Annotated in this window: 21 protein-coding genes; 12 read left to right on the forward strand and 9 right to left on the reverse strand. The window is 71.6% G+C overall.

From position 1 onward, the window contains the following. Window positions 1-52: 52 nt before the first annotated feature. Both ACLQ27_RS27870 and ACLQ27_RS27875 read right to left on the reverse strand, forming a co-directional pair. Complete coding sequence (locus tag ACLQ27_RS27870) at window positions 53-778, reverse strand: hypothetical protein (RefSeq protein ID WP_425869449.1); 726 nt, start codon at window positions 776-778, stop codon at window positions 53-55. Between the two features lie 113 nt (window positions 779-891). Continuing rightward, window positions 892-2739, reverse strand: coding sequence for a thiamine pyrophosphate-requiring protein (locus ACLQ27_RS27875; RefSeq protein ID WP_425869451.1), 1848 nt, complete (start codon window positions 2737-2739; stop codon window positions 892-894). Window positions 2740-2858: 119 nt separating this feature from the next. On the opposite strand from ACLQ27_RS27875, the gene ACLQ27_RS27880 reads away from it, so the two are divergent. From ACLQ27_RS27880 to ACLQ27_RS27890, 3 genes are read left to right on the forward strand one after another with little or no spacing between them, the layout of a single operon-like run. Next, window positions 2859-3671: a TrmH family RNA methyltransferase gene (locus tag ACLQ27_RS27880; RefSeq protein ID WP_425869453.1), complete on the forward strand. Its 813-nt coding sequence runs from the start codon at window positions 2859-2861 to the stop codon at window positions 3669-3671. 28 nt (window positions 3672-3699) lie between these two features. Next, complete coding sequence (argG, locus tag ACLQ27_RS27885; RefSeq protein WP_234588495.1) at window positions 3700-5151, forward strand: argininosuccinate synthase; 1452 nt, start codon at window positions 3700-3702, stop codon at window positions 5149-5151. Further along, on the forward strand, window positions 5148-6953 hold the full coding sequence (locus ACLQ27_RS27890; protein WP_425869541.1) for a PucR family transcriptional regulator: 1806 nt from the start codon (window positions 5148-5150) through the stop codon (window positions 6951-6953). The genes argG and ACLQ27_RS27890 overlap by 4 nt, the downstream gene beginning before the upstream one ends. Window positions 6954-6986: 33 nt before the next feature. Here the strand turns inward: ACLQ27_RS27890 and ACLQ27_RS27895 are convergent, their stop codons facing one another. Next, a complete protein-coding gene (locus tag ACLQ27_RS27895) occupies window positions 6987-8336 on the reverse strand; it encodes a hypothetical protein (protein ID WP_425869455.1) in 1350 nt (449 codons plus the stop codon). Window positions 8337-8419: 83 nt separating this feature from the next. Between ACLQ27_RS27895 and murD the strand changes: the two genes are divergently transcribed. Beyond that, entirely contained in the window at window positions 8420-9766 is a 1347-nt protein-coding gene (gene murD / locus ACLQ27_RS27900; protein ID WP_425869457.1) for a UDP-N-acetylmuramoyl-L-alanine--D-glutamate ligase, read from the forward strand. A gap of 1 nt (window position 9767) precedes the next feature. Here the strand turns inward: murD and ACLQ27_RS27905 are convergent, their stop codons facing one another. From ACLQ27_RS27905 to ACLQ27_RS27915, 3 genes are all read right to left on the reverse strand, one after another. Beyond that, entirely contained in the window at window positions 9768-10277 is a 510-nt protein-coding gene (locus ACLQ27_RS27905; RefSeq protein WP_357493318.1) for a DUF6114 domain-containing protein, read from the reverse strand. Between the two features lies 1 nt (window position 10278). After that, window positions 10279-10860, reverse strand: a complete 582-nt coding sequence (locus ACLQ27_RS27910) for a DUF6230 family protein (protein WP_357493316.1) — start codon at window positions 10858-10860, stop codon at window positions 10279-10281. 232 nt (window positions 10861-11092) lie between these two features. Continuing rightward, the gene (locus ACLQ27_RS27915) at window positions 11093-11857 is read right to left on the reverse strand and encodes a TetR/AcrR family transcriptional regulator (RefSeq protein WP_357493314.1); all 765 of its coding nucleotides are present in this window, start codon (window positions 11855-11857) and stop codon (window positions 11093-11095) included. A gap of 390 nt (window positions 11858-12247) precedes the next feature. Here ACLQ27_RS27915 and ACLQ27_RS27920 point away from each other — a divergent pair, with 390 nt between their 5' ends. After that, window positions 12248-12931 carry a Tat pathway signal sequence domain protein gene (locus ACLQ27_RS27920; RefSeq protein WP_357493311.1) on the forward strand — a complete coding sequence of 228 codons (684 nt, stop codon included), beginning with the start codon at window positions 12248-12250 and terminating at the stop codon, window positions 12929-12931. 62 nt (window positions 12932-12993) lie between these two features. On the opposite strand, the gene ACLQ27_RS27925 is transcribed toward ACLQ27_RS27920, so the two are convergent. Next, on the reverse strand, window positions 12994-13956 hold the full coding sequence (locus tag ACLQ27_RS27925; RefSeq protein WP_425869460.1) for a hypothetical protein: 963 nt from the start codon (window positions 13954-13956) through the stop codon (window positions 12994-12996). A gap of 88 nt (window positions 13957-14044) precedes the next feature. Here ACLQ27_RS27925 and ACLQ27_RS27930 point away from each other — a divergent pair, with 88 nt between their 5' ends. Both ACLQ27_RS27930 and ACLQ27_RS27935 read left to right on the forward strand, forming a co-directional pair. After that, a complete protein-coding gene (locus ACLQ27_RS27930) occupies window positions 14045-14917 on the forward strand; it encodes a hypothetical protein (protein ID WP_425869462.1) in 873 nt (290 codons plus the stop codon). A 19-nt stretch (window positions 14918-14936) separates the two neighbouring features. Continuing rightward, window positions 14937-15836 (forward strand): hypothetical protein, encoded by a 900-nt coding sequence (locus ACLQ27_RS27935; protein WP_425869464.1) that lies wholly within the window; start codon window positions 14937-14939, stop codon window positions 15834-15836. A 6-nt stretch (window positions 15837-15842) separates the two neighbouring features. Here the strand turns inward: ACLQ27_RS27935 and ACLQ27_RS27940 are convergent, their stop codons facing one another. Continuing rightward, window positions 15843-16739, reverse strand: a complete 897-nt coding sequence (locus tag ACLQ27_RS27940) for a glutamate cyclase domain-containing protein (RefSeq protein WP_425869466.1) — start codon at window positions 16737-16739, stop codon at window positions 15843-15845. 239 nt (window positions 16740-16978) lie between these two features. On the opposite strand from ACLQ27_RS27940, the gene ACLQ27_RS27945 reads away from it, so the two are divergent. Both ACLQ27_RS27945 and ACLQ27_RS27950 read left to right on the forward strand, forming a co-directional pair. Next, a complete protein-coding gene (locus ACLQ27_RS27945) occupies window positions 16979-18277 on the forward strand; it encodes an aspartate aminotransferase family protein (protein ID WP_425869468.1) in 1299 nt (432 codons plus the stop codon). Continuing rightward, entirely contained in the window at window positions 18274-19785 is a 1512-nt protein-coding gene (locus ACLQ27_RS27950) for a CoA-acylating methylmalonate-semialdehyde dehydrogenase (RefSeq protein ID WP_425869470.1), read from the forward strand. Before ACLQ27_RS27945 ends, ACLQ27_RS27950 begins: the two co-directional genes overlap by 4 nt. Here the strand turns inward: ACLQ27_RS27950 and ACLQ27_RS27955 are convergent. Beyond that, the gene (locus ACLQ27_RS27955) at window positions 19757-21202 is read right to left on the reverse strand and encodes an acyltransferase family protein (RefSeq protein WP_425869472.1); all 1446 of its coding nucleotides are present in this window, start codon (window positions 21200-21202) and stop codon (window positions 19757-19759) included. The two genes, ACLQ27_RS27950 and ACLQ27_RS27955, sit on opposite strands and share 29 nt — an antisense overlap. A 200-nt stretch (window positions 21203-21402) precedes the next feature. Between ACLQ27_RS27955 and ngcE the strand changes: the two genes are divergently transcribed. Genes ngcE through ACLQ27_RS27970 form a run of 3 tightly spaced genes read left to right on the forward strand, consistent with a single transcriptional unit; the run spans window position 21403 to window position 24679 of the window. Further along, on the forward strand, window positions 21403-22815 hold the full coding sequence (gene ngcE / locus ACLQ27_RS27960) for an N-acetylglucosamine/diacetylchitobiose ABC transporter substrate-binding protein (RefSeq protein ID WP_357493293.1): 1413 nt from the start codon (window positions 21403-21405) through the stop codon (window positions 22813-22815). Between the two features lie 59 nt (window positions 22816-22874). Further along, window positions 22875-23783, forward strand: a complete 909-nt coding sequence (locus ACLQ27_RS27965) for a carbohydrate ABC transporter permease (RefSeq protein WP_355067158.1) — start codon at window positions 22875-22877, stop codon at window positions 23781-23783. Further along, complete coding sequence (locus tag ACLQ27_RS27970) at window positions 23780-24679, forward strand: carbohydrate ABC transporter permease (protein ID WP_357574337.1); 900 nt, start codon at window positions 23780-23782, stop codon at window positions 24677-24679. The genes ACLQ27_RS27965 and ACLQ27_RS27970 overlap by 4 nt, the downstream gene beginning before the upstream one ends. Window positions 24680-24890 lie beyond the last annotated feature (211 nt).

Genomic DNA, 24890 nt, shown 5'->3' on the forward strand with positions numbered 1-24890 from the left:
ACGAGACGGCGCCTCCCCACCGTGTGGTGGGGAGGCGCCGGTCTGCGTCGGTCTACTTCTTGCTCTTCAACTGGTCGAAGTCGACCACCTGGTCCTCCGGCGGCGCCTTCACGTCGTCGAAGGTCGCGCCGAACTCGCTGAACGTGATCTGACCGGCCGTGTCCTGGTCGCCTTCCATCCGGATCGGGTACGGCTCACCGGTGGTGGCGACGTAGAGGGTGCCGCTGTTGTCGCCGTCGACGAGGCCGATGGTCTTGACGCCGTCGAACTCCTTGGCCGCACCCTTGGTCAGGGTGCCGTCCGGCTTGAGCAGCTCGTCGATGTTGGCGATGTCGAACAGCTGGGAGAAGTCGTCCTTCTTCGACACCTTGGCCCACTTCTCGCCCATCAACTTCACGATCTCGCCCGATGCCTGGGCACCGAGGTTCTTCGCCCAGAACTTCTCGTCCGGCCGGATGTACTGCTGACCGGCCACGGAGAGCAGTTCCACCGTGCCGTCGTCGGTGGACACCCGACCACCCAGGTCGCTGCCGGTCACCTTGAAGTCGAGGGTCATCTTCTGGCCGTCGTTGTCGACATCGCCCACCAGGTGGTAGGACTTCGCGTTCCGCACCGCCGTCGTGGCGCGCTGGAGTGCCTCGTTCGGTGCGAGCGCGGCGACACCGTTGTCGGCGGGCGCTGTGGATTCCGGCTCGCTTTCTCCCTTGCCTCCGCAGCCGGCCAGCAGGGCCACCGCCACCACGGCGACCAGGTGCTTCTTGATTGTCGGTGATCTCATCGTCAGCTCCCTCGTGCCACCCCCGTGGGTGAGCAGACACGCAGGTACCCATGATCGATCTGGGGCAATCCTTCGATGTCCGCGTCGTCGCGGGCACCGGGAGCAGGTCAGGTTCAGCGCTCCCGGCGGCGGGGGCGGTAGCTGGCGATCGTCGCGGGGAGACCGCGTCGGATGATGCCGGCCCAGTCGGTGTCGCCACGCAGCACCGCCGCCGCGGTCTTGCGCGCCTGCTCGGCGGTGAAGTGCGGCGGCAGCATCAGCTCGGCCGGGTCGACCAGCGCGTTGATGACGACCGGCCGGTCGGCGCTCAGCGCGCGGTCCCAGACGCCCGGCACCTGCGCGGGGTCGTCGACCAGTTCGCCGTGCAACCCGAGGACCTGGGCCCACTGGTGGTAGCCGATGTCCGGCAGCTGCTGGCTGTCCGGGAACATCGGCGTCCCCTCGCTGGAGCGCTGTTCCCAGCTGACGAACGCCAGGTCCCGGTTGTTGAGCACGAGCACCACGAACCGCGGGTCGGCCCAGCCGCGCCAGTACTTCGCCACGGTGATCAGCTCGTTGACGCCGTTCATCTGCATCGCCCCGTCGCCGATCAGCGCGACAAGTGGCCGGTCCGGGTGGGCGAACTTGGCGCTCAGCGCGTACGGCATGGCGCCGCCCATGGACAGCAGCGTGCCGGAGAGGCTGGCCAGCATCCCGGGCCGGACCTGCACGTGCCGGGCGTACCAGGCGGTCGCCGTGCCGCAGTCCACGGCGAGCATCGCGTCGTCGGGGAGCCGGTCGCTGAGCTCGGTGAACAGCAGTTGCGGGTTGACCGGGTCGGCGCTCTGCGCGGCCAGGTCGCGCTGGACGCGTCGCCAGGCCGAGGTGGCCTCGGCGATCTCGGCCCGCCAGGCGGTCGGCCCGGGGCCGGGGCCCAGCTCGTCGAGTAGCGCCCGCAGGGTGGGGCGGGCGTCGCCGGTCAGGTTGACCTCGGTCGGGTAGCGCAGCCCGAGCTGGGTGCCGTCCAGGTCGATCTGCACCGCGCGGGCCTGACCGGGCGGCGGGTAGAACTCCGAGTACGGCATGTTGCTGCCCACGATCAGCAGCCGGTCGCAGCCGGTCATGAGCTGCCAGCTGGGCCGGGTGCCGAGCAGGCCGATCGCGCCGGTCACCCATGGCTCGCGATGGTCGACGACGGTGAAGCCGAGCAGCGCGGTGGCCACGCCGGCGCCGAGCCGGTGGGCGACCTCGCGGACCTCGTCCTGCGCGCCGAGCGCGCCCTGCCCGACGAGCATGGCCACCCGCTCGCCGCCGCGCAGCACCTCGGCGGCACGGCGCAGGTCGGCCGTCGGCGGAACTGTCGGCGTGCTGCTCGGCACGTTGCTGGTGTGGTAGTAGCCGTGCGCGTGCGGCGGGTCGGGGATCGCCGGCTCGTCCTGAATGTCGGAGGGCAGCACCAGGGCGGTGACGGTACGCCGGGACAGCGCCGTGCGGCACGCCCGGTCCACGAGGTGACGCACCTGCGCCGGGTGGTCGAGCTGGGCCAGGAACGCCGCCGCGACGTCCTTGTAGAGGGCCAGGAGGTCGACCTCCTGGTAGTAGCCGCCACCCTCGGCGGTGACCGCGGTGTGCCCGACGAGGGCGACCACCGGCTGGTGGTCGAGCTTGGCGTCGTACAGGCCGTTGAGCAGGTGGATGGCGCCGGGGCCGCTGGTCACCAGTGCGCAGCCCAGCGGTCCGCCGCCGTACTTGACGTGCGCGGAGGCGGCGAAGCCGGCGGTCTCCTCGTGCCGGACCTGGATGAACTGGGCCCGCCCGTCGACGCGTTGCAGCGCCGAGGTCATGCCGTTGATGCCGTCGCCGGGATAGCCGAAGTAGCGCCGCACGCCCCAGCTGGCCAGCCGGGAGACGATGTGATCCGCGACTGTCGGTCGCCGGGGGAGCGCGCCCGCTTCGCCCGGTGCCGTGTGGTCTGCGCTCACCTGGCTGGTCCTTCCCGTCGGGTCCGGTACTCCACCGGTCGTTCCCCGTCTCGACGGGACAAAACACCCCGCAGGGCCGGCATCCGGAGCGGGGGTTGGCCGTCCGGCAGAATCGTCGGGTGCCCGTCCACCAGATCACCGATCCCGACGACGACCGGATCGCCGACTACCGCGCCCTCACCGACGTCGAGCTGCGCACCCGCTGGGAGCCTCCGCACGGCCTGTTCATCGCCGAGGGCGAGCTGGTGCTGCGCCGGGCGCTGCGCGCCGGCTACCCCGCCCGGTCGTACCTGGTGGACGCCAAGCGCGTCGACCAGCTCGCCGACCTGGACACCGGCGACGCGCCCGTCTACGCCGCCACGCAGGACGTGCTGCAACGGGCCACCGGTTTCCACGTACACCGGGGGGTGCTCGCGTCGTTCCACCGCCGCCCGCTGCCGACGGCGGCCGAGGTGCTCGCCGCCGCGCGCCGGGTGGTGATCCTGGAGGACGTCAACAACCACACGAACCTCGGCGCGATCTTCCGGGGCGCCGCCGCGCTGGGCATCGACGCCGTGCTGCTGTCGCCGTCCTGCGCCGATCCGCTGTACCGGCGCAGCGTGCGGGTCAGCATGGGTGAGGTCTTCGCGATGCCGTACGCCAAGCTCGAACGCTGGCCCACCGGGCTCGACGAGGTGCGCGAGGCGGGTTTCACGGTGCTCGCCATGACGCCCGCGCCGGATGCCGTACCCATTCAGCGGTTGACCCCGGCGCAGCGCGCGCGGGCGGCGCTGCTGCTCGGCGCCGAGGGGCCCGGCCTCACCGCGGCGGCGCAGGCGGCCAGCGACGTGCGGGTGGTCGTCCCGATGCGGCGCGGCGTGGACTCGTTGAACGTCGCCGCAGCCGCGGCGGTGGCGTTCTGGGAACTGGGTCGGGACGATCAGCTTGCATGACCATGCGTCTTGTTGAATAATCTTCCCCGTGTCCAAGGTTCTCACCTCCCTGCCCATCGGCGAACGTGTCGGCATCGCCTTCTCCGGCGGCCTCGACACCTCGGTCGCGGTCGCGTGGATGCGCGACAAGGGCGCCGTCCCCTGCGCCTACACGGCCGACATCGGCCAGTACGACGAGCCCGACATCGGCTCGGTGCCCGGCCGAGCGCTCAGCTACGGCGCCGAGGTCGCCCGGCTCGTCGACTGCCGCGCCGCCCTGGTCGAGGAGGGCCTCGCCGCGCTGACCTGCGGCGCCTTCCACATCCGCTCCGGCGGGCGGGCGTACTTCAACACCACCCCGCTGGGCCGGGCCGTGACCGGCACCCTGCTGGTGCGGGCGATGATCTCCGACGACGTCCAGATCTGGGGCGACGGCTCGACCTTCAAGGGCAACGACATCGAGCGGTTCTACCGCTACGGCCTGCTGGCCAACCCGCAGCTGCGGATCTACAAGCCGTGGCTCGACACCGACTTCGTCACCGAACTGGGTGGGCGTAAGGAGATGTCGGAGTGGCTGCTGGAGCGGGGCCTGCCATATCGGGACAGCACCGAGAAGGCCTACTCCACCGACGCCAACATCTGGGGCGCGACGCACGAGGCGAAGACCCTGGAGCACCTCGACACCGGCATCGAGACGGTCAGCCCGATCATGGGCGTCCGGTTCTGGGACCCGTCGGTCGAGATCCCCACCGAGGACGTCACGATCGGGTTCGACCAGGGCCGCCCGGTGACGATCAACGGCAAGGAATTCGGCAGCCCCGTCGACCTGGTGCTGGAGGCCAACGCCATCGGCGGCCGGCACGGCCTGGGCATGTCCGACCAGATCGAGAACCGGATCATCGAGGCCAAGAGCCGGGGCATCTACGAGGCGCCCGGCATGGCCCTGCTGCACGCCGCGTACGAGCGGCTGGTCAACGCCATCCACAACGAGGACACGCTGGCGAACTACCACAGCGAGGGTCGCCGCCTCGGTCGCCTGATGTACGAGGGTCGTTGGCTCGACCCGCAGGCGCTGATGCTGCGCGAGTCGTTGCAGCGCTGGGTCGGCACGGCGGTCACCGGTGAGGTGACGCTGCGGCTGCGCCGGGGCGAGGACTACTCGATCCTGGACACGACCGGCCCCGCGTTCAGCTACCACCCGGACAAGCTGTCCATGGAGCGCACCGAGGACTCGGCGTTCGGCCCGTCCGACCGGATCGGCCAGCTCACCATGCGCAACCTGGACATCGCCGACTCGCGGGCGAAGCTGGAGCAGTACGCCTCCCTCGGCATGGTCGGCGGCGCGGCTCCCCAGCGGATGATCGGCGCCGCGCAGGCAGCCTCGACCGGGCTGATCGGCGCGATGCCCGAGGGCGGCGCGGAGGCCATCGCCTCCCGGGGTGTCGCCTCCGCCGCCGACGAGGCGCTCGACCGCGCCGCCATGGAGTTCGGCGTCGACTGAGCGGCCCCGGCACGTCGAGGTCCGGGGTCACGGACGGTAGCGTGTCGGCCGTGTTCCCTACCGTCCGTGAGGTCCTCGCCCTGGACCCCGTCCGCCACGGCGCTCCCCGCGTGGTCGCCGGGGACGCCGGGCTGGACCGGCCGGTCCGGTGGGTGCACGTCGCCGAGGTACCCGACATCGCCACCCTGCTCGGCGGTGGTGAGCTGGTGCTCACCACCGGCATCGGGTTGCCGGCCGACGACGCGGGACTGCGCGCGTTCATCGGCGACCTCGCCGACGTCGGTGTCTCCGGGCTCGTCGTCGAACTGGGCCGCCGGTACGTCAGCGGTGTACCCCGGGTGATGGCCGCCGCCGCCGAGCGGCGCGGCCTGCCCCTGGTCGAGCTGCGCCGGGCCACCCCGTTCGTGCGGATCACCGAGGCCGTGCACGCGCTGATCGTCGACGCGCAGCTGACCGAGCTGCGGGCCGCCGAGGAGATCCACCAGCGGTTCACCGACCTCTCCGTGGAGGGCGCCGACGCGGCCGAGGTGATCCGGCAGGCCGCCGAGTTGTCCGGCTGCCCGGTGGTGCTGGAGAACCTGTCCCGGCAGGTTCTCGGGTACGACCCGGCGGGGGAGAGCGCGGAGCTGCTGCTGGACGGCTGGGAGCAGCACTCGCGGCGGATCCGGCCGGCCGGGCGCACCGCGTACGACCCGGACAGCGGCTGGCTGGTGACAGTCGTCGGCGCCCGCGGACAGGACTGGGGGCGGTTGCTGCTGCGCTGGCCGGCCAGCGGAGACGCGACCAGCGCCCGGGGCGGCGAGGCGGCCCTCGCCCCACCCACCCGGCTCACCATCCTCATCGAGCGGGCCGCGTCCACCCTCGCGCTGGGCCGGTTGATCCGCCGCGACGCCGAGGGGCTGGAACGGCAGCTGCACCGCACCCTGCTCACGGCGTTGCTCGACCACTCCCGACCGGTCGACGAGGTGGCGCTGCGCGCCAAGGCGCTCGGTGTGGCGCTGGACCGTCGGCACCTCGTCGGCGTGATGGTCCGGCACCGTGGCGACGAACTCGCCGGAGAGAACGGCCCCGAGGTCGGCCAGGCCCGGCTGCGGGACCTGTCCGAGGCCGTCGGCCAGGCGCTGCGGGAAGCGAAGCTGACCGCGCTGACCAGCGCGGTCGACGACAACTCGGTGGGCGCGCTGCTGGCGCTGCCCGACCCGGCCGCCGAGGACCGCGCGCTGGCCGCGTTCGCCGGCGCACTTCGTCGGGTACGCCTCGACGCCGGCGCGGGCCGGGCCGCGTCCGCCGCCGACCCGTCCCGCCCGGGGTCGGGTGTCGACCCGCTGCGAAGCGGCGTCGGTGGCACGTCCGCCGGGCTGATCATCGCCGCCGGGTCCGGGGTCAGCAGCCTGCGCGAGGCTCGACGGTCGCTCGTCGAGGCGCGGCAGATCGTCGAGGCGGCCCGACGGGACCGGCGTGACCTGCCGGTCTTCCGACTGCCGCACGTGGGCCTCGCGGGGCTGCTGCACCTGCTGCGCGACGAGCCCCGGCTGCAGACCTTCGTCGAGCGCGAACTCGGCCCGCTGCTGGAGTACGACGCCCAGCACCCCCGGGAGCGGCTGCTCGACACCCTGCGCGCGTACCTGGAGCAGGGGCGCAACAAGTCCGCCGGTGCCGCGGCCGCCCACCTGTCCCGACCGGCCTTCTACGAACGCCTGGCCCGCATAGCCCGCATCCTCGACGCAGACCTGGACTCGGTGGAAACCAGCCTCTCCCTACACGTGGCCCTGCTGGCCCTGGAAGCCGTCCGAACCCCCTAACTCGCCCCCTACCGCGCGGCGCAGGGGGTGGGGTTAGGACAGGGAGGTTAGGGCTTTTGCGTAGGTTGGGGGGATGTGGTTGGGGCCGCCGGGGGTGAAGACGTCCGACGTCGCCACCGCGGACCAGGCCGTTTCCGGTACGGCTTCGACCAGCGCCTTGATCACCGGGGCGTCGCGCCACTGGTCCTGTTCGGCGAGCAGGCCGAGAGCCACCACCGACTCCTCGACCTCACCCACGCACTCGAACGGCTTGTGCCCGTCCACGCCCAGCAGCTCCCGGTAGCCGGGGATCTGCTCCGGGTCGGCCAGCAGGTCGCCGCCGAAGATGTGGGTGACCCGCTCGCGCGGCATGAACGGGGCCATCGCGAGGAAGACGAACCGGCACTTCGGGCAGTCCCGGCACCAGCGCTCGGACGCGTCGCGCAGCTTGAACGCCTGGTTGCAGCTCGTCACCACGTCGTCGTACCTGGTGAACTCGGCGAACAGCCGGGCGATGTGCAGCTCGGACAGCGAACGCAGCAGCGAGAAGTACGGTTCGGTGAGGCCGGCGTGCTCGGCCAGCGCGCCCCGCAGCAGCCCCTCGGCCTCGACGCCCTTGGACCACTGGTGGTTGATCTCGTGGCCGTTCCAGCTGAGGTTCGGGTCGGACGCGGAGCGCTCGTTGGACATCACCACCGGGCCGAGCCCGTGCAGCACCGCCGTCGCCACCGCGATCAGCGAGTTGATGGCGGTGACCGGGATGTGCCCGTTCAGCCCGCCCGCCGCGTTCAGGTCGAACAACACCGGGTCGATACGCCGGCGGGCCGCGAGGGGGGTCAGCCCGGACGCCTCGTTGACCGAGACGATCACGTGGTTCGGGTTGACCGAGAACGGCACCGGGTCCAGCTCGGCGCGGCGCAGCGCCTCCAAGCTCACGATCGAGTCCTTGCCGCCGCCGACCGCGGAGAGGGGGCGACGATCGGAGTTGTCGTAGAGGCGCGGCGACTCAGGTGAGCCTGCCGGCACCTCCGGGCGCAACTCGAGCACGTGCGGCAACTGGTTGCGGTACGCGTACTCCGCGAGGCCCTTGGTGTAGACGGCCGTGACGTAGTCGACGGTGGCCGCGCCCAGCGGCGCCGGCAGCACCAGCCGGGGCGGCGCGGCGACCTTGTAGTAGCTCACTCCGGCGACGAGGTGCAGCACCTCCAACACCCGGCCGAGGGTGGCCACGGTCTCGTCGGACGGCGGCTGCGCCGGCAACGGAAGGGTGATCACCTCGGTGAACCGCTGCTCGCCGGCCGGGCCGGTCAGCGCGTAGTCGAACAACACCTCGCCGGTGGCGAAGTCGATCGAGTAGGACGGGAAGGTGAAGGCGTCCATCCGCCGGAGCTGCTCGTTGGGCACACGCCATACTAGGCCCTGGTTCGTCCGGCCGTGTCCGGACCGGGCCCCCGCCCTGTCGCCGCCGTGATCCCGAGGAGAGCCCAGTGCGCCTGTCTGACCTGCGCGGACGTAGCGTCGCCGTCTGGGGGACCGGTCGGGAGGGCCGGGCAGCTGTGACAGCGATCGCCGCGCACGGCCCCGCTGAGCTGGTCGCCGTCGACGACAGCGCCAACTTCCTGTCACTGCCCTGGGACGGCCCGCTGGCCGAGGCGGCCCCGCTGGTCACCGGCGAGGAGGGCTTCGCCCGGCTGGCCGCCGCCGACGTGGTGGTCCGCTCGCCCGGCGTGCCGCAGACCCATCCCTGGCTGGTCGAGCTGCGCCGACGCGGCGTGCCGGTCACCCAGGGCACCGCGCTGTGGATGGCCGACCATGCCGAGCGCACCGTCGGGGTGACCGGCAGCAAGGGCAAGAGCACCACCTCCAGCCTGATCAGCCACCTGCTCACCGCGATGGGCCGCCCGAACGTCTTCGGCGGCAACATCGGCGTGCCGACCCTCGACCTGCCCGACGCGGAGCTGTACGTGCTGGAGCTGTCGAGCTACCAGTGCAGCGACCTCACCGACTCGCCCCGGGTGGCCGTGGTCACCGCGCTGTTCCCCGAGCACCTGGACGCGCACGGCGGGGAGCGGGAGTACTACCGCGACAAGCTCAACCTGCTCGCCCACGATCCGCAGACGATCGTCGTCAACGGCGCCGACCCGCGGCTCGCCGCCGAGCTGGGGGAGCTGCCGGCGGTGCGGGCCGGCCGCCCCGACACCACCCACGTCGCCACCGGCGCGGACGGCACGCGGTGGTTCCACCTCGGCGACCAGCCGCTCTTCCCACGCGCCGTGCTGCCGCTGGTGGGTCGGCACAACGAGGGCAACCTCTGCGTCGCCCTCGCCGTGCTCGACGCGCTCGGCATCGACGTGGTGGCCGCCAAGGACCACCTCGCCGTCGCGCTGGCCGAGTTCCAGGGGCTGGCCCACCGGCTCACCGAGATCACCGACCCGTCCGGCCTGACCTTCGTCGACGACACCCTGGCCACCAGCCCGTACGCGGCCATGCACGCCATCGACGCGTACGACGGGCGGCCGTTGACCGTGATCGTCGGGGGCAACGACCGGGGGCTGGACTACACGCCGCTGGCCGAGCACCTCGCCGAGCGGGAGCTGACCGTGATCGGCATTCCGGACAGCGGCGCCCGCATCGTCGAGGCGCTCGCCGGCCTGCCGAAGGTGCGTACCGAACTGGTCGACGACCTGGTGGACGCGGTCCGGCTGTCCCGGGAGGTGACCCCGGCCGGCGGGGTGGTGCTGCTGTCCCCGGCCGCCCCGAGCTACGGCCGGTTCCGCAACTTCGAGCACCGCTCCGAGGTCTTCGCCCAGGCCGTCGCCGACACCGCCCGCTGACTCAGCCGCGGTCGACCGGGCTGGGGTCCGGTGACTGCAGCCCGGGCAGCAGCACGGTGTCGGTGTCGGCGTCGTTCTCGTCGTCGTTCGGTGCCGCGGGTTTCGTCGTGGCGCCGGTGCGGCGGCGGTCCTTGTCCGGGGTCCAGGCGAACGCGAGTGCCCCGCCGGTCAGGGCCAGCAGCATCCCGACCACGAAGCCACCCAGGTTCGAGGTCAACCAGGAGACCAGCCCGAGCACCAGCGAGACCACGGCGTAGAAGACCCGCTGCTGCGGGGTGGTGATCAGCAGCACCCCGCAGATCACGAGGATGGTGGGTACCAGGTAGGCGGCGAGACCCTGCGGTCCGATGTGCAGCAGCACCCCCAGCGGCGCGCGCAGGGTGGCCAGCATCTCCACGCCTCCGAGGGCGATCAGCACGGCGGCGGTGAACGGGCGGGCCCGCCGCCAGCGGCGCCACCGCCCGCGGGATCCGCGGACGGCGGGCGCTGTCTGGTGTCGTTCGGCGCTCACGTCAGCAACCGTCGGAGGTGAACGCCATGCGCAGGTTGGGCAGGTTGAAGACCGCCGCGGTGGTGGCGTAGTTGTTCTGCCGCAGGTTCTCGATGACTACCGAGTCGGCCTGCTGCGAGAAGACGCCGGGGTTCCCCTTCACGCCGGGCACCTTGTCCAGGGTGCTGGCGTCCTGGCCGACGTTGATGTTGCGGAAGGCGGCGTCGCCGTTGACCTCGTCACCGTCGACGACCAGGGTCCGGGCGGTGACCGGTCGGTCGCCGCCGCCGGCGGTGATCTTCAGGAAGATGCCGCCGAGGTTGATGCTCTGGCAGAGGTTGGTCAGCTCGGCCTTGTCGATCGCCGACACCATCACCAGGACCTGTCCGCCGGTGTCGCCCTGGTTGGGGCTGTCCGGGATCATCTGGTCGAGGGTGGCGAACTGCTCGAACCCGGTGCCGGTGAGCTTGTCGGCAGTGACGGTGAACGGCATGCCCGAGATGGCGAACTGCGCGCCCAGCACGCCCTGGGCGGTGAGCATGATCATGCCGGCGGCGCCCGCCACGACGATTCCGAAGGTGGCGGCGAACCGGCGCCAGCGCACGCCACTACGTGGCGGGCCCCCTGCGATTGGTGTGGTTTCCTCCGACATGGCGGCTCCCCTTAAGATCAATTGATTGGCGGCAATGGGAATTGCACGTTGACCTGCGCCTGGTGGGCGCAGAGCCGAAGTTACCGCCGAGTAAAGGGGAGGTCAACGGTGTGTGGCGGCCATTTGGGCGGTATTCGTTAAATGCGGCCAAAGTGAAAAACCGCTGCGGTTTCCGACCGGGTGATCAGGAGTGGTGGGCCGGTACGCAGGGCGCGGTCGTGCTCGGGCCGTCGTCCGGTCGTATCGGCCGGGTCGCCTGGATCGCACCCTCGGTGCCCAGAAATGGCGCCATGGCCGCGTAGGTGAGCACCGGCAGCAGTTCCGGCAACTCCGCCGCCCGGCCCCGCGCCACGCGCCCCCGGACGGTGGCGTAGATGCCGCCGACCACCGTGGACACCAGCTCGTCGCGGCCCACGTCCGCAAGCGCCGGCCCCGGGCCGGCGTCGGCGAAGAACCGGCGGAAGCTGGTGAGCAGCCCGTCGCGCTCGCGGCGGGCGTCGGGGCCTGCCGCGTCCACCTCGACCAGCGCCATCCGGGCGAACGCCGGCACGCTCGCCAGCACCTCCAGCAGGGTGCGCAGCGCGGCGCGCGCCGCGTCCGGCCAGGCCGGGCCGGCCTCGCGGTAGGCGTCCTCCATCAGCTGCGACACCACGGCGATCCCGTGCCGGTAGGCGGCGAGAAACGCGTCCTCCTTGCCGGTGAACAGGGCGTAGAAGGCCGGTCGGGTCACGCCGGCGGCGTGGCAGATGTCGCTGACCCGGGCGTTGTCGTAGCCCTTGGTCGCCACCTCGTGCACGAGTCCGTCGAAGAGGCGGTCGCGCTGGGTGGCGGCCACGACCTCCGCGGAGACCCGTCGCGGGCCGCGCTTGATCGCGCGGTCCGGGTCGCGGCCCGGGCGTGCGCCCGGTAGGGGCGCCGGTGCCGGCTGCGGGTGGCTCTGCGTGGTCAACTCATCGACCTCCTTGATTCGTTGACTTTGCGACCCTCCGGGGTTTATAACTTTCCTCACGCTCAGTTCTCCCCCCGTCACCTTTGGTGATCTCCCCGGATGGTCACCCTGACTCGTCGAAGGAGGGCTCGATGGCTGTCATTATCGCCGAACACGAACGCTCTCCCAATGCCGGAAAGGCGCAGGTGACGCGGCTACGCCGCAGTGCACCACGCCGGTCCGCCCGCTGATCCGCGGCACCTTAAGTCACCCGGCCCGACCCGACGGTCACCTGGCGCCACCACCACCCACCGTCCACGTCATGGCCACAATCTCCGCCCGGCGTTCCCGCCCGGCGGTGACCGCCTGCGCGGTCCGCTCGTTCCCGTCCCACCACCGGAAGGAAGCACCATGCCCAGGTACGGCAAAATCGGCGGGGGCCTCGTCGCCCTCGCGCTGCTGACCGGTCTCGTGGCCGCCACCCCGGCCTCCGCCGACCCGTCGGCAACGCTCGCCAGCAACGTCCTGACCTACCCCACCGCCGGCGGCACCGCCGTCGCCGTCAACGACGTCATCCAGGCCAGCCTCAAGGCCGGCACCAACGCCACCTTCTACAACTCCACCTCGGGCACCACAGGCATCAAGTGCGCCGCATCCAGCTTCAGCGCCAAGGTGCTCACCAACCCGACCGCCCCGGGCACCGCCACCGAGAGCCTCACCGCCCAGACCTTCGGCACCTGCACCACCAACGTGCTCGGCACCACCGGGGTGCAGAGCATCGCCCTCAACAACCTCCCGTACGCCACCTCCGTCACCAGCGCCGGCGTGGTCAAGATTTCCGGCACCACGGCGGCGCCGGTCCAGAGCACCGTCGTGCTGAACTCGCTGCTCGGCGCGATCACCTGCGTCTACCGGACCAGCACCAACAGCCTCACCGGCACGGCGGCCAACGCCACCAACTCGATCACCTTCACCAACCAGCCGTTCACCAAGTTCTCCGGCCCGTCCCTCTGCTTCGGCACCGCGTACTTCTCGGCGACGTACTCGCCGGTGCGCGACAGCACCAAGGGCAACGCCGCCGTCTACGTGAACTGACCAGGTCCACCGGGGCCGGTGCGCGGCGATCCGCCGTGCGCCGGCCCTCGACCCTGCGCGGGTCAGCCGGCGGCCAGCGCCGCGTGCAGGGCGCGCATCGACCGGATGGCCGAGCGGATCTCCTGCAGGTAGCGCCCCGGGGTGAGGGTCTGCTCCGGCAGCACCGCCGGGTCGGTCAGCGCCGGGTCCACCCCGACGGTGTCGATGTGGCACCCGTACGGGACCGCCAGGGTGCGTAGGGCGTCGCAGTGCTGGAACGGCACGTATATCGGCGCGGTGACCATCAGCGCCTCGTCACCCGGGGCGAGCCGGACGTGCCCGGCCCAGAACCGCTGGGTGTCGGCGGTGTGGGCGCGTCGCCGGTCAGGCTCGCTGGACGGCGCGGCCAGCACCCGTACCGGTGGCCGGCCCTCCGGCCGGTAGGTCCGCGACGACCAGGAGTGGTGGGGGTGGCCCGCGTCGACGCCGTCCTGCTCGGTCGGGGCGGTCACCCCGAACACCTGCCGGACCGCCGTGTCCAGCACGTCCACCTCGGTCTCGTCCGGCGGCAGGCCCGCGTCGGCGAGGGTGGCGCGTTCCCACTCGGACAGTGGCCGGAAGCTGCCCAGCACGGCGACCTCGCCGGTCACCCGCAGGCCCGCGCGCAGCAGATGCGCGGCGTACGCGACGCGCCGCACGCAGGCGTGCGCCAGGCCGCCCAGCACGAGCAGGTGGGCGTACGCCGGGCGGGCCGGCGGCACCGCACGCACCATGCCGAGCGCGGCGACCGCGTCGAGGACGAGCCCGGACGTGAGCGCGTCGAAGCTCGGCTCCCGGGCGTCCGGGCGTTCGCGCCCCTGCCGGAAGTCCCAGTGCCGGGCGGAGAAGTCGTCGAGGAACCGCAGCACCTCGGCGAGGTCGCCGGTCGGCCAGTTACCGCCGAAGTGCCGGACCAGGCCGCGGAGCGCACCGGAGTCGACCCAGGCCCGGACGTCCGCCGTGATCTGCTCGGCGACCGTCGACGGGGCCGCATCCGCGCTCTGCACCTGCCGGATGCTACCGCTGCGGTCCGGCGGGACCTGCGGGTTGTGGTTGGCATCTACCCTGGCGGCACCGGCGGATTGGGGGAGTTCGATGGTCCGTGACGTGGCCCGTCGGCGGCCCCGCGAGCGCGGCGGCGCCTCCGACGGCTTCGCGCGTCTGGTGGCGCACACCGACCCGGTGGCGTTGGTCGGCATCACGTTGTCGATCAGCCTCAGCGTCATTCTCGACCTCACCAACGCCGCCTCGGGGGTGGAGTCGCTGCTGGCCGGCCTGATGGGCATCACCATCTCGCTGCTGGTGGACTCGCTGGCCCGTGCGGAGCGCCGGTTTCACCTGCGGACGTTGCTGGACGGGCCGCCGTGGCTCGTCCACACCACCACCGAGCTGGCCGGGGCGATGCGGGAGGCGGCCGAGCAGCACGCGGGCACGCGGGTCGCGGCGGAGGCGCAGCGGCGCTACGAGCAGTTCCGGCTGGAGGCCGAGCAGCTCGCGCAGGGGCGGATCATCCGGCGTGGCGACGAGGACGAGGACCTGGTCGGCGCGACCCGCGGCTGCGTGCACCGGCTCGACGCACTCACGAACGTGATGCCCCGGGTGAGTGGGGAGCTGAGCTGGTGGCGCAGCGAGATCGGCCGACGCTACTGGGAGGCGAACGTCGAGGCCCTGCAACGGGGCGTACGGATCACCCGGGTCTTCGTCTACGCCACGCTGACCGACGAGCTGTCCGCGCTCGTGCAGGCGCAGCGCGCGGTCGGGGCGCGGGTGGGCCTGCTGCCCTTCGGTGTGGTCAGTCCACAGCTCCTGGTCAATCTGACAGTCTGGGACGGGTCGAGCTGCTGGGAGGCCCGGATGACCGCGCACGGCGAGATCGGCGAGAACCAGTTCTCGGTCAACCGGACGGACGTCGAGCGCCTCACCCGCGTGTTCGACGTCTGCGTGAACGCCGCGACCTTCCAGGACTGACGGTCGGGACGGGGAAGCCATGACGCTGAGTGCGGTCCTGCTGGTGACGGCAGTGGTCTGGGCGGTCAGCGTGATCCGCTCGATCCGGCTCCGGGCACTGGTCTACAGCCTTCCGTTGCCGATGACGCTCGCCCTGGTCAGCACGCCTTACGGGGTGGGTGGCGCGCAGGTGCTCGGCGTGCTCGGGCTCAACCTCTTCTTCGTCACCGTGGCGGTCACCCATCAGCGGCTGCGCTGGCCCATCCTGCTCGCCGACGGCGCGGGGATCGCCGTCTACGTGGCGCTGAGCGCAGGTCTGCTGGCCGTCGACATCCCGTTCGAGGCGGCCCTCGCCGCCACGCTCGTGCTCTGGCTGGCGGCCATGCTCCTGCTGCGCCGTCGCGCCCGGACGCGGGTCACCCCCGCCGCCGCTGCCGGCGAAGCAGACGCAGCCGTTGCCGGCGGAGCGGACGCCGCCGTTGGCGGACCGGGCGCGGTCGGCGACGCGGGCTCCGACGCGGGCTCCGACGCGGAGACGTCGGCCGGAGGCCGTCCGGACGGTCTGCCGGCGCTGCTCAAGTTGCTTGTCATCTTCGTCGGGGCGATCCTCACCGCGCTGCTCGGCGCGGTGCTGCGCGGCATGGTGGTGACATTCCCGTACTCGGGGGTGCTGGTCGCCGTCGAGGCCCGCCGTCAGTTGTTCGAGTTCAGCGGGCACTTCGCCCGCAACAGCCTCGCGCTTGTCGGTTTCCTCACCGCGTACCACTACCTTCAGGACGTCTCGTCGGCCGTCGCGCTGGGCACCGGTTGGGCCGCCTTCGCGGTGGTCGCCACCGTCCTGCACCTGCCGAAGCGCCGCCGTGGGGCCGCCCGGGCCAGCCCGCCGAGGCGCGTGTCGAGACCCCTGCGGTCGGCGGCCGAGCCACCCACCGTGCGGTGACCCCGACTACCTGGCGCTCCGGACCAGGTCCGCGATCTGGGCGAGGGGTTCGGCGTACGCGGGCCAGTCGAGGCCGTCGACGCTGAGCGTGGGGCGGCGGCGCACCCCGTCGACCGCGCCCGCCGAGACGATCGCGGCCAGCAGGTCGGACGACCACGCGGGCTCCAGCAGCGTACGAAGCCCGGGCACGTCGGGGCGCAGCAGCGACAGCGCGCCGACGAGGGCCGCGGCCGCCCAGTTGGAGGTGCCGCCGACGAGCAGCGCGTCAGCGCCCACCACGCACCGGATCCGCTCGCCGGAGGCGACCACCCGGCCGACGAGGTCCGCCGGCAGGAGGCCCATGCCCAGCTCGTTGCCGCCGTCGCCGATGCCGATCCGAAAGGCCGAACCGGCACAGTAGAGCCGGTCCAGAGGCGCGGTGTGCGCGCCGATGTCCTCGCCGCGCATGTTGCGGGGTCGACCGTCCACTCCGGGCCCGACCCGTTCGCAGGCGATGAGGTGCGTCAGGCGGTCGTAGCGGGGCAGGAGGGCGGCGGCCCACTCGTCGTACCCCCGCAGCGGCGCGACGTCCACCGGCAGGCCCGGCGCGGCGGCGGCGACGGCCGCCTCGACCACCGGCGCGCACGGCTGGTCGGTGACGAGCCGGCACCGGCCACCGAGCAGGCGCAGCGCGGCGGCGATCTGGACGGCGCCGAGCGGGCCGTCGGTCTCCGCGGCCGGCGGCTCGGCACCGGGGATGAAGAACCCGGTGAGCACCGCGGCGTCCGGCGCACCGGCGCTGGCGAGCGACCGGGCGGCGGCCAGCAGCCCGCCGGCCGCCGGCGCGGCCAGCGCCTCGCTGCCCCGGCCCACCTCCCGTGCGGCGACGCGTTCCAGTGCGGCGATGGTCTCGTCGATGCGCACCGCGTGCCTCCCCGGCGACAGTGGACGGACCCAGGGTAGCGGTGAGCGACCAGACTGCGGATCGAGCGGAGGAAGAGCATGTTCGCTGCGGAAATCAGCGGCCAACCACGACCACGGCTCTGGAAACCGTTGACGTGCTGTCAGGCCGGAACGGCCTTGCGCTACACCCTGACAGTTGTCCGTGCGGGCCGGCGGTGGGAGCGTGCGGTATCCACGAACGCCGCTGAAGGGTTGCCACGATGACCGACGACCTGCTGGCCCGGCACCGGGCCGTGCTCCCGTCCTGGATGCCTCTCTACTACGACGAGCCGATCGAGCTGGTCGCCGGCTCGGGCCGCCGGGTCACCGACGCGCGGGGCCGCAGCTACCTGGACTTCTTCGGCGGCGTGCTGACCAACATGATCGGGTACGACATCCCGGAGATCCGCGAGGCGGTCGAGCGGCAGCTCGCCACCGGCATCGTGCACACCTCGACGCTCTACCTGATCCGTCAGCAGGTGGAGCTGGCCGAGAAGATCGCCCAGCGCTCGGGCATCGGAGATGCCCGGGTGTTCTTCACCAACTCCGGCACCGAGGCGAACGAGGCGGCGCTGCTGGTCGCCACCAACTACCGCCGATCGCACCAGGTCCTGGCCGTGCGCAACAGCTACCACGGCCGGTCGTACGCGGCGATGGGCGTCACCGGCAACCGCACCTGGTCGGCAAGCGCGCTCAACCCGCTCCAGGTGGCCTGGCTGCACTCCGGTGACCGGGTTCGCGGTCTGCTGGCACGGTTGAGCGCCGAGGAGCAGGTCGACGCGGCCGTGGAGGACCTGCGCGAGGTGCTGGCCACCCAGACCACCGGTGACGTGGCCGCGCTGATCGCCGAGCCGATCCAGGGCGTGGGCGGCTTCGTGCACCCGCCGGACGGGCTCTTCGCCGGCTGGAAGAAGGTCCTCGACGAGCACGGCATCCTGTTCATCGCCGACGAGGTGCAGACCGGCTGGGGGCGTACCGGGGAGCACTTCTGGGGTTACCAGGCGCACGGCGTCACGCCGGATCTGCTCACCTTCGCCAAGGGCGTCGGCAACGGGTTCGCTCTCGCCGGGGTGGTCGGCCGGGCCGAGGTGCTCCAGGCGGTGCCGGGGATCAGCTTCTCCACGTTCGGCGGCAACCCGATCTCCACGGCGGCCGGCAACGCGGTGCTCGACTACCTTCTCGCGCACGACCTCCAGGCCAACGCGGCCCGCGTCGGCGCGATCCTCGCCGACGGCCTGCGGGCCGCCGTGGGCGGTCTCGACTGCGTCGCCGAGGTACGCGGAAAGGGGCTGATGCTCGGCGTCGAGTTCGTTCGGCCGGGCGGCGGTGAGCCGGATCCGGCGCTGACCAACCGGGTCTTCGAGGCGTGCCGCGCCGGTGGACTGCTCACCGGAAAGGGCGGCCTGTACGGCAACGTGCTGCGGATGGGTCCACCGTTGACGCTGACCGAGGAGGAGGCCCGTGAGGGCCTGGCGATCCTCGTCGACGCGATCCGCTCGTCGGCGGCGGTGGTGGCATGAGCATCGGCGGTCTGGGCGGCACGAGCATCGGCCACTTCGTCGACGGCAAGCGGGTCGGCGGCACGTCCGAACGGCGTGGTGACGTGTTCGATCCGGCGACGGGTAGGCGTACCGCCGAGGTGGAGCTGGCCTCGACCGCGGACGTCGACGTCGCGGTGCGGTCCGCCGCCCGCGCGGCCCGCGACTGGCGCGACGCGTCGCTGGCGAAACGGTCGGCGGTGCTGTTCGCCTTCCGCGAGCTGGTGCACACCCGGCGGGACCGGCTCGCCGAGGTGATCACCGCCGAGCACGGTAAGGTGCTCGCCGACGCCGCCGGCGAGGTGCAGCGCGGCCTGGAGGTCATCGAGTACGCCTGCGGCCTGCCGTCGGCGCTGCGCGGCGCGTTCAGCGAGAACGTGTCCACCGAGGTCGACTCGTACACCATCCGGCAGCCGGTGGGCGTGGTCGCGGTGATCTCCCCGTTCAACTTTCCGGTGATGGTGCCGCTGTGGTTCGTGCCGGTGGCCGTGGCCTGCGGCAACGCGGTGGTGCTCAAGCCGAGCGAGAAGGACCCGAGTGCGGCACTGCTGCTGGCCGAGTGGTTCGCCGAGGCGGGCCTGCCCGACGGGGTGCTCAACGTGGTCAACGGCGACTCCGAGGCGGTCGACGCGTTGCTGGAGCACCCGGAGGTGCGGGCGGTGTCGTTCGTCGGTTCCACCCCGATCGCCAGGTACGTCTACCAGCGCGGAACGGCGGCCGGTAAGCGCGTGCAGGCGCTCGGCGGGGCGAAGAACCACATGGTGGTGCTCCCCGACGCGGACCTGGACCTGGCGGCCGACGCGGCGGTGAACGCCGGGTTCGGCTCGGCGGGGGAGCGGTGCATGGCCATCTCGGTGCTGGTGGCGGTGGAGCCGGTGGCGGACGCGCTCGTCGACCGGATCGCCGCCCGGGTGACCGGTCTGCGCACCGGCGACGGCCGACGGGGCTGCGACATGGGTCCGCTGGTCACCGCCGCGCACGCGGCGAAGGTGCGCTCCTACGTGGACGCCGGTGTCGCCGCCGGCGCGGTGCCGGTGGTGGACGGCCGGGACGTGACGCCCGACGGCGACCCGGAGGGCTTCTGGCTCGGCCCGACCCTGTTCGACCGGGTCACCCCGGACATGTCGATCTACACGGACGAGATCTTCGGGCCGGTGCTGAGCGTGGTCCGGGTCGGCTCGTACGACGAGGCCGTGGAGCTGGTCAACGCCAGCCCGTACGGCAACGGCACGGCGATCTTCACCAACGACGGCGGCGCGGCCCGGCGTTACCAGCACGAGGTGGAGGTCGGCATGGTCGGGATCAACGTGCCGATCCCGGTGCCGATGGCGTACCACTCGTTCGGCGGCTGGAAGTCGTCGCTCTTCGGTGACCTGCACGCGCACGGCGAGGACGGGGTGCGGTTCTGCACCCGGGGCAAGGTGGTCACCAGCCGGTGGCTGGACCCACGCCACGGCGGGGTCAACCTCGGGTTCCCCACCCAGACCTGAGCAGACGCAGCACGCCCGCCCCGGCCAGGTACGCCAGCAGGGCCGGGGCGGGCATGCCGAGCGGTTCCGCGGCGAGTTTCGGGGTCGCGCTGTTGAGCATCAGTGCGAACACCACGGCGGCGTAACCGGCCACGGTCAGCGCCGTGCGGATCGTGGTGCCCTGGCCGACCCGTTGCCCGGTGCGGTGCCCGCTGCTGTGGACCTCCACCGGCCCGAAGATGGCGACCAGCACCGTCAGGACGGCCGCGAGCAGCAGCAGCCAGGGCACCCGCCACGCCCACCAGGCAGTCGAGCCGACCTCCGGTGTGGGCAGGGTCCCGGTCGCGTCAAGCAGCCCGATCAGCAGGATCGCGGCGGTCAGGTGCCAGAGGAAGATGGTCAGCACCACCAGGTTGACCCCGATCACCAGCTGCCACGGGCCGGTGCGCCGCAACAGGCGCTCCGCGGGGCCGCGCAGCAGCAGGATCACGCCGAGTTGGGTGGCGGCAACGGCCAACAGCGCGAGGCTCGGCGGGCCGGCGTTGTCCAGCCTCTCGCCGGGCACGTTCAGCATGGCCACCGGCCAGGGGCCAGGCACGGTGAGCAGCAGCAGCGCGGCCAGTCCCCCGAACAGGAACACCAGAGCGGCCCGGCGGGAGGTCGGCAGCCGGCGGCGACGTACCCCCGAATGCTCGTGGGCCGACGGGTCGGCTTCAGCGGGGGCCGGACGGCCGGCGGCGTCGGCCGGCGGGGCGGTATCGCTGGCTGGCTTCGGCCCGGCGGCCGGCCGGGTGTCGTACCAGGCGAAGCCGAGCTGGTGTATCGCCAGCCAGCCGAACAGGTAGTTGCCGTAGCTCAGCCCCACCGGTCCGGTGAGCCGGCCCAGGTCGCCCAGACCCACCAGGGCGACAAGCACCAGTGGAACGATCAGGCCGAGGCGGCGGTGCAGCGCGTACATCGGTGGGGTGAGCGCGACCACCGCGAGGTACGCGACCAGGAACCAGAGCGGGATGGTGGCGAACCAGACCACCTCGCGGATCCGGGTCGGGTCGGTGCCGAGCAACCGCGCCACGACCGCGGCGCCGCCGAGCACCAGCACCAGCACGCTGGTGGGGCGGACCAGCCGGGCGCTGCGGTCGAGCAGCCAACTGGCGGCGTCGCCACCCCGCGCCCGCAGGCGGGCCAGCGAGACCGCGTTGGCGTAACCGCCGACCAGGAAGAAGACCGGCATCACCTGGGCCACCCAGGTCAGCGGGTAGGCCCACGGCAGGTCACTGAGCGCGGAATGCCCGGTGGGCAGCCCGCCGTCGTCGCGCACGATCACCGCGACGCCCCAGTGTCCGAGAACGACCATGGTGATGGCGAGGGCGCGGAGCAGGTCGACGTACCGCTCCCGGCCCGCCGGGGTGCGCTCGGCGAGCTGGCGCAGGCGGCCCATCACCTCAGGCTAGGCGAGCAGGTGGTGGCCGGTGGTGATAACGGTTCGGCTGCCGGGGGTTGAAGTCCGCTCGTCGCTGCCGTAGAAATTCTTCAGCAACTTTGCGCTAACTGAAGACAAGCAACACCCCCCGTGCCTCGCGCGACGGACGCCTTCCCCCATCCCCCCGGCGACCGCCCGACCCGAACCGAGGAGACCTTATGAACAGGCGTGAGATCCTGCGGCGCAGCGCCGCCGCCGGTCTGCTGGCCACCCCCGCCGCCGGCCTGCTGACCGGCTGTGCGACAGGCGGCGGCGACAAGGGCGATGCCGAGACCTACAAGGGCACCAAGAGCGCCGAGAACCCGCTCGGCGTCAAGGAGGACGCCCCGCTCGAGGTGGTGATCTTCGGCGGCGGGTTCGGCGAGGAGTACGCCAAGGCCCACGAGGCCATGTACACCGCGAAGTACCCGAAGGCGAAGATCAAGCACTCCGCCACCCAGGAGATCAGCAAGACCCTCCAGCCGCGTTTCGTCGACGGCACGCCACCCGACGTGGTCAACAACTCCGGCGCCAGTCAGATCGACTTCAACGGCCTGGTCAGCCAGAACGCCATCGCCGACCTGGGTGAGCTGCTCGCCGCGCCGAGCCTCGACGTGCCCGGCAAGACCGTCAAGGACACCCTGCTGCCCGGCGCGGTCGAGGTCGGGTCGTACGACGGCACGTTCCTGGTGCTCAACTACACCTACACCGCCTACGGCATCTGGTACTCCGAGAAGCTGTTCGCCGAACGCAGGTGGGAGTACGCCAAGACCTGGGACGACCACATCGCGCTCTGCAAGCAGATCAAGGCTGCCGGCATCGCCCCCTGGACGTACGCGGGCCTGCACCCGCGCTACATGAGCTGGCCGCTGATCGCCACCGCGATCAAGCTCGGCGGGCCGTCGGTGGCGACCGCCATCGACAACCTGGAGCCGAACGCCTGGAAGTCCGACTCGATGCGGGCCGCCGCCGACGCGTGGCACCAGATCGTCAAGGACAAGTTCATCCTGGAGGGCTCACCCGGCCTGGACCACAAGCAGTCGCAGACCGCCTGGTGCCAGGGCAAGGCCGCCTTCATCTCCTGCGGATCCTGGCTGGAGAGTGAGCAGAAGGACGTCACCCCGGCCGGGTTCAACATGACCATCGCGCCCACCCCCAGCCTGGGCAGCGGCGACAAGCTGCCGTTCGAGGCGATCCGAGGCACCGCCGGCGAGCCGTTCATGGTGCCGGCCAAGGCCCGCAACGTCGCCGGTGGGCTGGAGTACTTCCGGACCATGCTGTCCCTCAAGGGCGCCCAGGACTTCACGAAGAAGGTCGCCAGCCTCACCGTGGTCGCCGGCGCCACCGAGGGAGTCGAGCTGCCGTACGGGCTCACGACCGTGGTCAAGGCACTCGACGCGTCCGGGTCCAACGGCTTCAACTGGGTCTACAACAACTACTACCGCAAGCTGGAGCGCAACCTCGTCGACGCGGCGTGCGGCGAGTTCTTCAGCGGCCGGATCGGCCCGGCGGAGTTCCTCGACCAGTGTCAGAAGGGCGCCGACTCGATCGCCCAGGACAGCTCGATCAAGAAGTACAAGCGAGCGGCTTGACAGCCCGGCCGGTGGGGGCGAGCGAGCCCCCACCGGCCGCACCTTGGGAAAGGTCCACCGTGAAACATGGCAAGTGGCCGCTGATCGTCACGTTCCTGGTGCCGCCGGTGCTGCTGTACGTCTTCTTCGTCGTCTCCCCGTACCTGCAGGCGTTCCAGATCTCCACCACCGACTGGCTCGGCTACTCGGCCGACGCCAACCAGGTCGGGCTGGCGAACTTCACGGCGCTGTGGCACGACGACTACGTGTGGAACGCGCTGAAGAACAACGCGATCCTGCTGGCCCTGGTGCCCGTGCTGACCATCGGATTCGGGCTCTTCTTCGCGACCATGCTCGCCCTGGGCGGGCGTCGGGGCCGCGCCGGAGTCACCGGGGTCCGCGGCGGGGCGTTCTACCGCACCGTGTACTTCTTCCCGCAGGTGCTCTCCGTCGTGATCATCGCGCTGCTGTTCAAGGAGGTCTACCACCCCAACAAGGGGCTGCTGACCAGCGCGCTGCACGCCGTCGGCCTGCCCGCCCCGACCTGGCTCGGCGACCCGGCGACCGCCTTCTGGTGTGTGCTGGCGGTGATGGTGTGGAGCAACGTCGGCTTCTACGTCGTCCTGTTCGGCGCCGCGATGTCGGCAGTACCGAAGGAGATCTACGAGGCGGTCCTGCTCGACGGCGCGTCCCGGTTCACCACGCTGCGGCGGATCACCCTGCCGCTGCTCTGGGACACCGTGCAGGTCGCCTGGGTCTACCTGGCCATCTTCGCCCTCGACGGGTTCATCCTCGTGCAGCTCATGACCAACGGTGGACCGAACTTCTCCACCGACGTGATCGGCGTACGGATGTACGACACCGCCTTCGGCAGCGAGACCAAGTTCGGCTACGCCTCGGCGATCGGCGTGGTGATGTTCTTCCTGACCCTCTCGGTGGCGGTGCTGTCGCTGCGGGTCGGCCGGCGCGATCGGATCGAGTACTCGTGACCACACTGGACCAGCCCACCGCCGCCGCGCCGACGTCGACCCCGGCCCGGGACCGTCCCGTCCGGCGGGAACTCGGCGTCGCCAACGCCCTCTCGCACGGCTTCCTGCTGCTCTGGGGCCTGCTCACCGTCCTGCCGCTGCTGTGGATGTTCCTCAGCTCGTTCAAGACCAACGGCGAGATCCTGGCCGACCCGTGGGGGCTGCCCGCGTCGCTGAGCTGGGACAACTGGGCGCGCGCGTGGACCGGGGCGCACATCGGCAGGTACTTCCTCAACAGCCTCGTGGTGGTCACCGGCTCGGTCAGCCTCACCATGCTGATGGGCGCCGCCGCCGCGTACGTCTTCGCCCGGTACGAGTTCCGTGGCCGGCAGGTCGTCTACTACCTGTTCGTCGGCGGCCTGATGTTCCCGGTGTTCCTCGCCCTGGTGCCGCTGTTCTTCGTGGTCCGTAACGCCGGCCTCTTCGGCACCTGGACGGGACTGATCCTGGTGTACGCGGCGTACTCGATGCCGTTCACCGTGTTCTTCCTGACCGCGTTCTTCCGGACGCTGCCGACCTCGGTGGCCGAGGCGGCCATGGTCGACGGCTGCGGTCACTTCCGGCTGTTCTTCCGGGTGATGCTCCCGATGGCGCGTCCGGGACTGATCAGCGTGGCGATCTTCAACTTCCTCAGTCACTGGAACCAGTTCCTGCTACCGCAGGTGCTGATGCAGGGCGACGAGTCCAAGTGGATGCTCGCCCAGGGGCTGTTCGCGCTGTCGGTCAGTCAGGGCTACGCGGGCGACTACGCGCGGCTCTTCGCCGGGTTGAGCATCGCGGTGCTGCCGGTGCTGGCGATCTACGTGGCCTTCCAACGCCAGGTCCAGGCCGGCCTGACCGCGGGTCAGCTCAAGTAGGACGGCGCGGGTGGCGGCTCACCCGCCACCCGCCGAACTGGGCAACGGCGGCCGCCCCCAGAGGCGGCATCCACCACCAACAAGTGACCGCTCCTGATCACACGGTCCCGCTCGCGTCGCCCGCCGCCCGCCCGCCCGCCGCCAGGGCAAGATCCGCGCAACTTCGGTGAAGTTGCTGTCTCAGCTCGTCGTGAGGCAGCAGTTTCCCTGA

Source organism: Micromonospora sp. DT63 (genome assembly GCF_049841615.1).
GTDB lineage: Bacteria > Actinomycetota > Actinomycetes > Mycobacteriales > Micromonosporaceae > Micromonospora.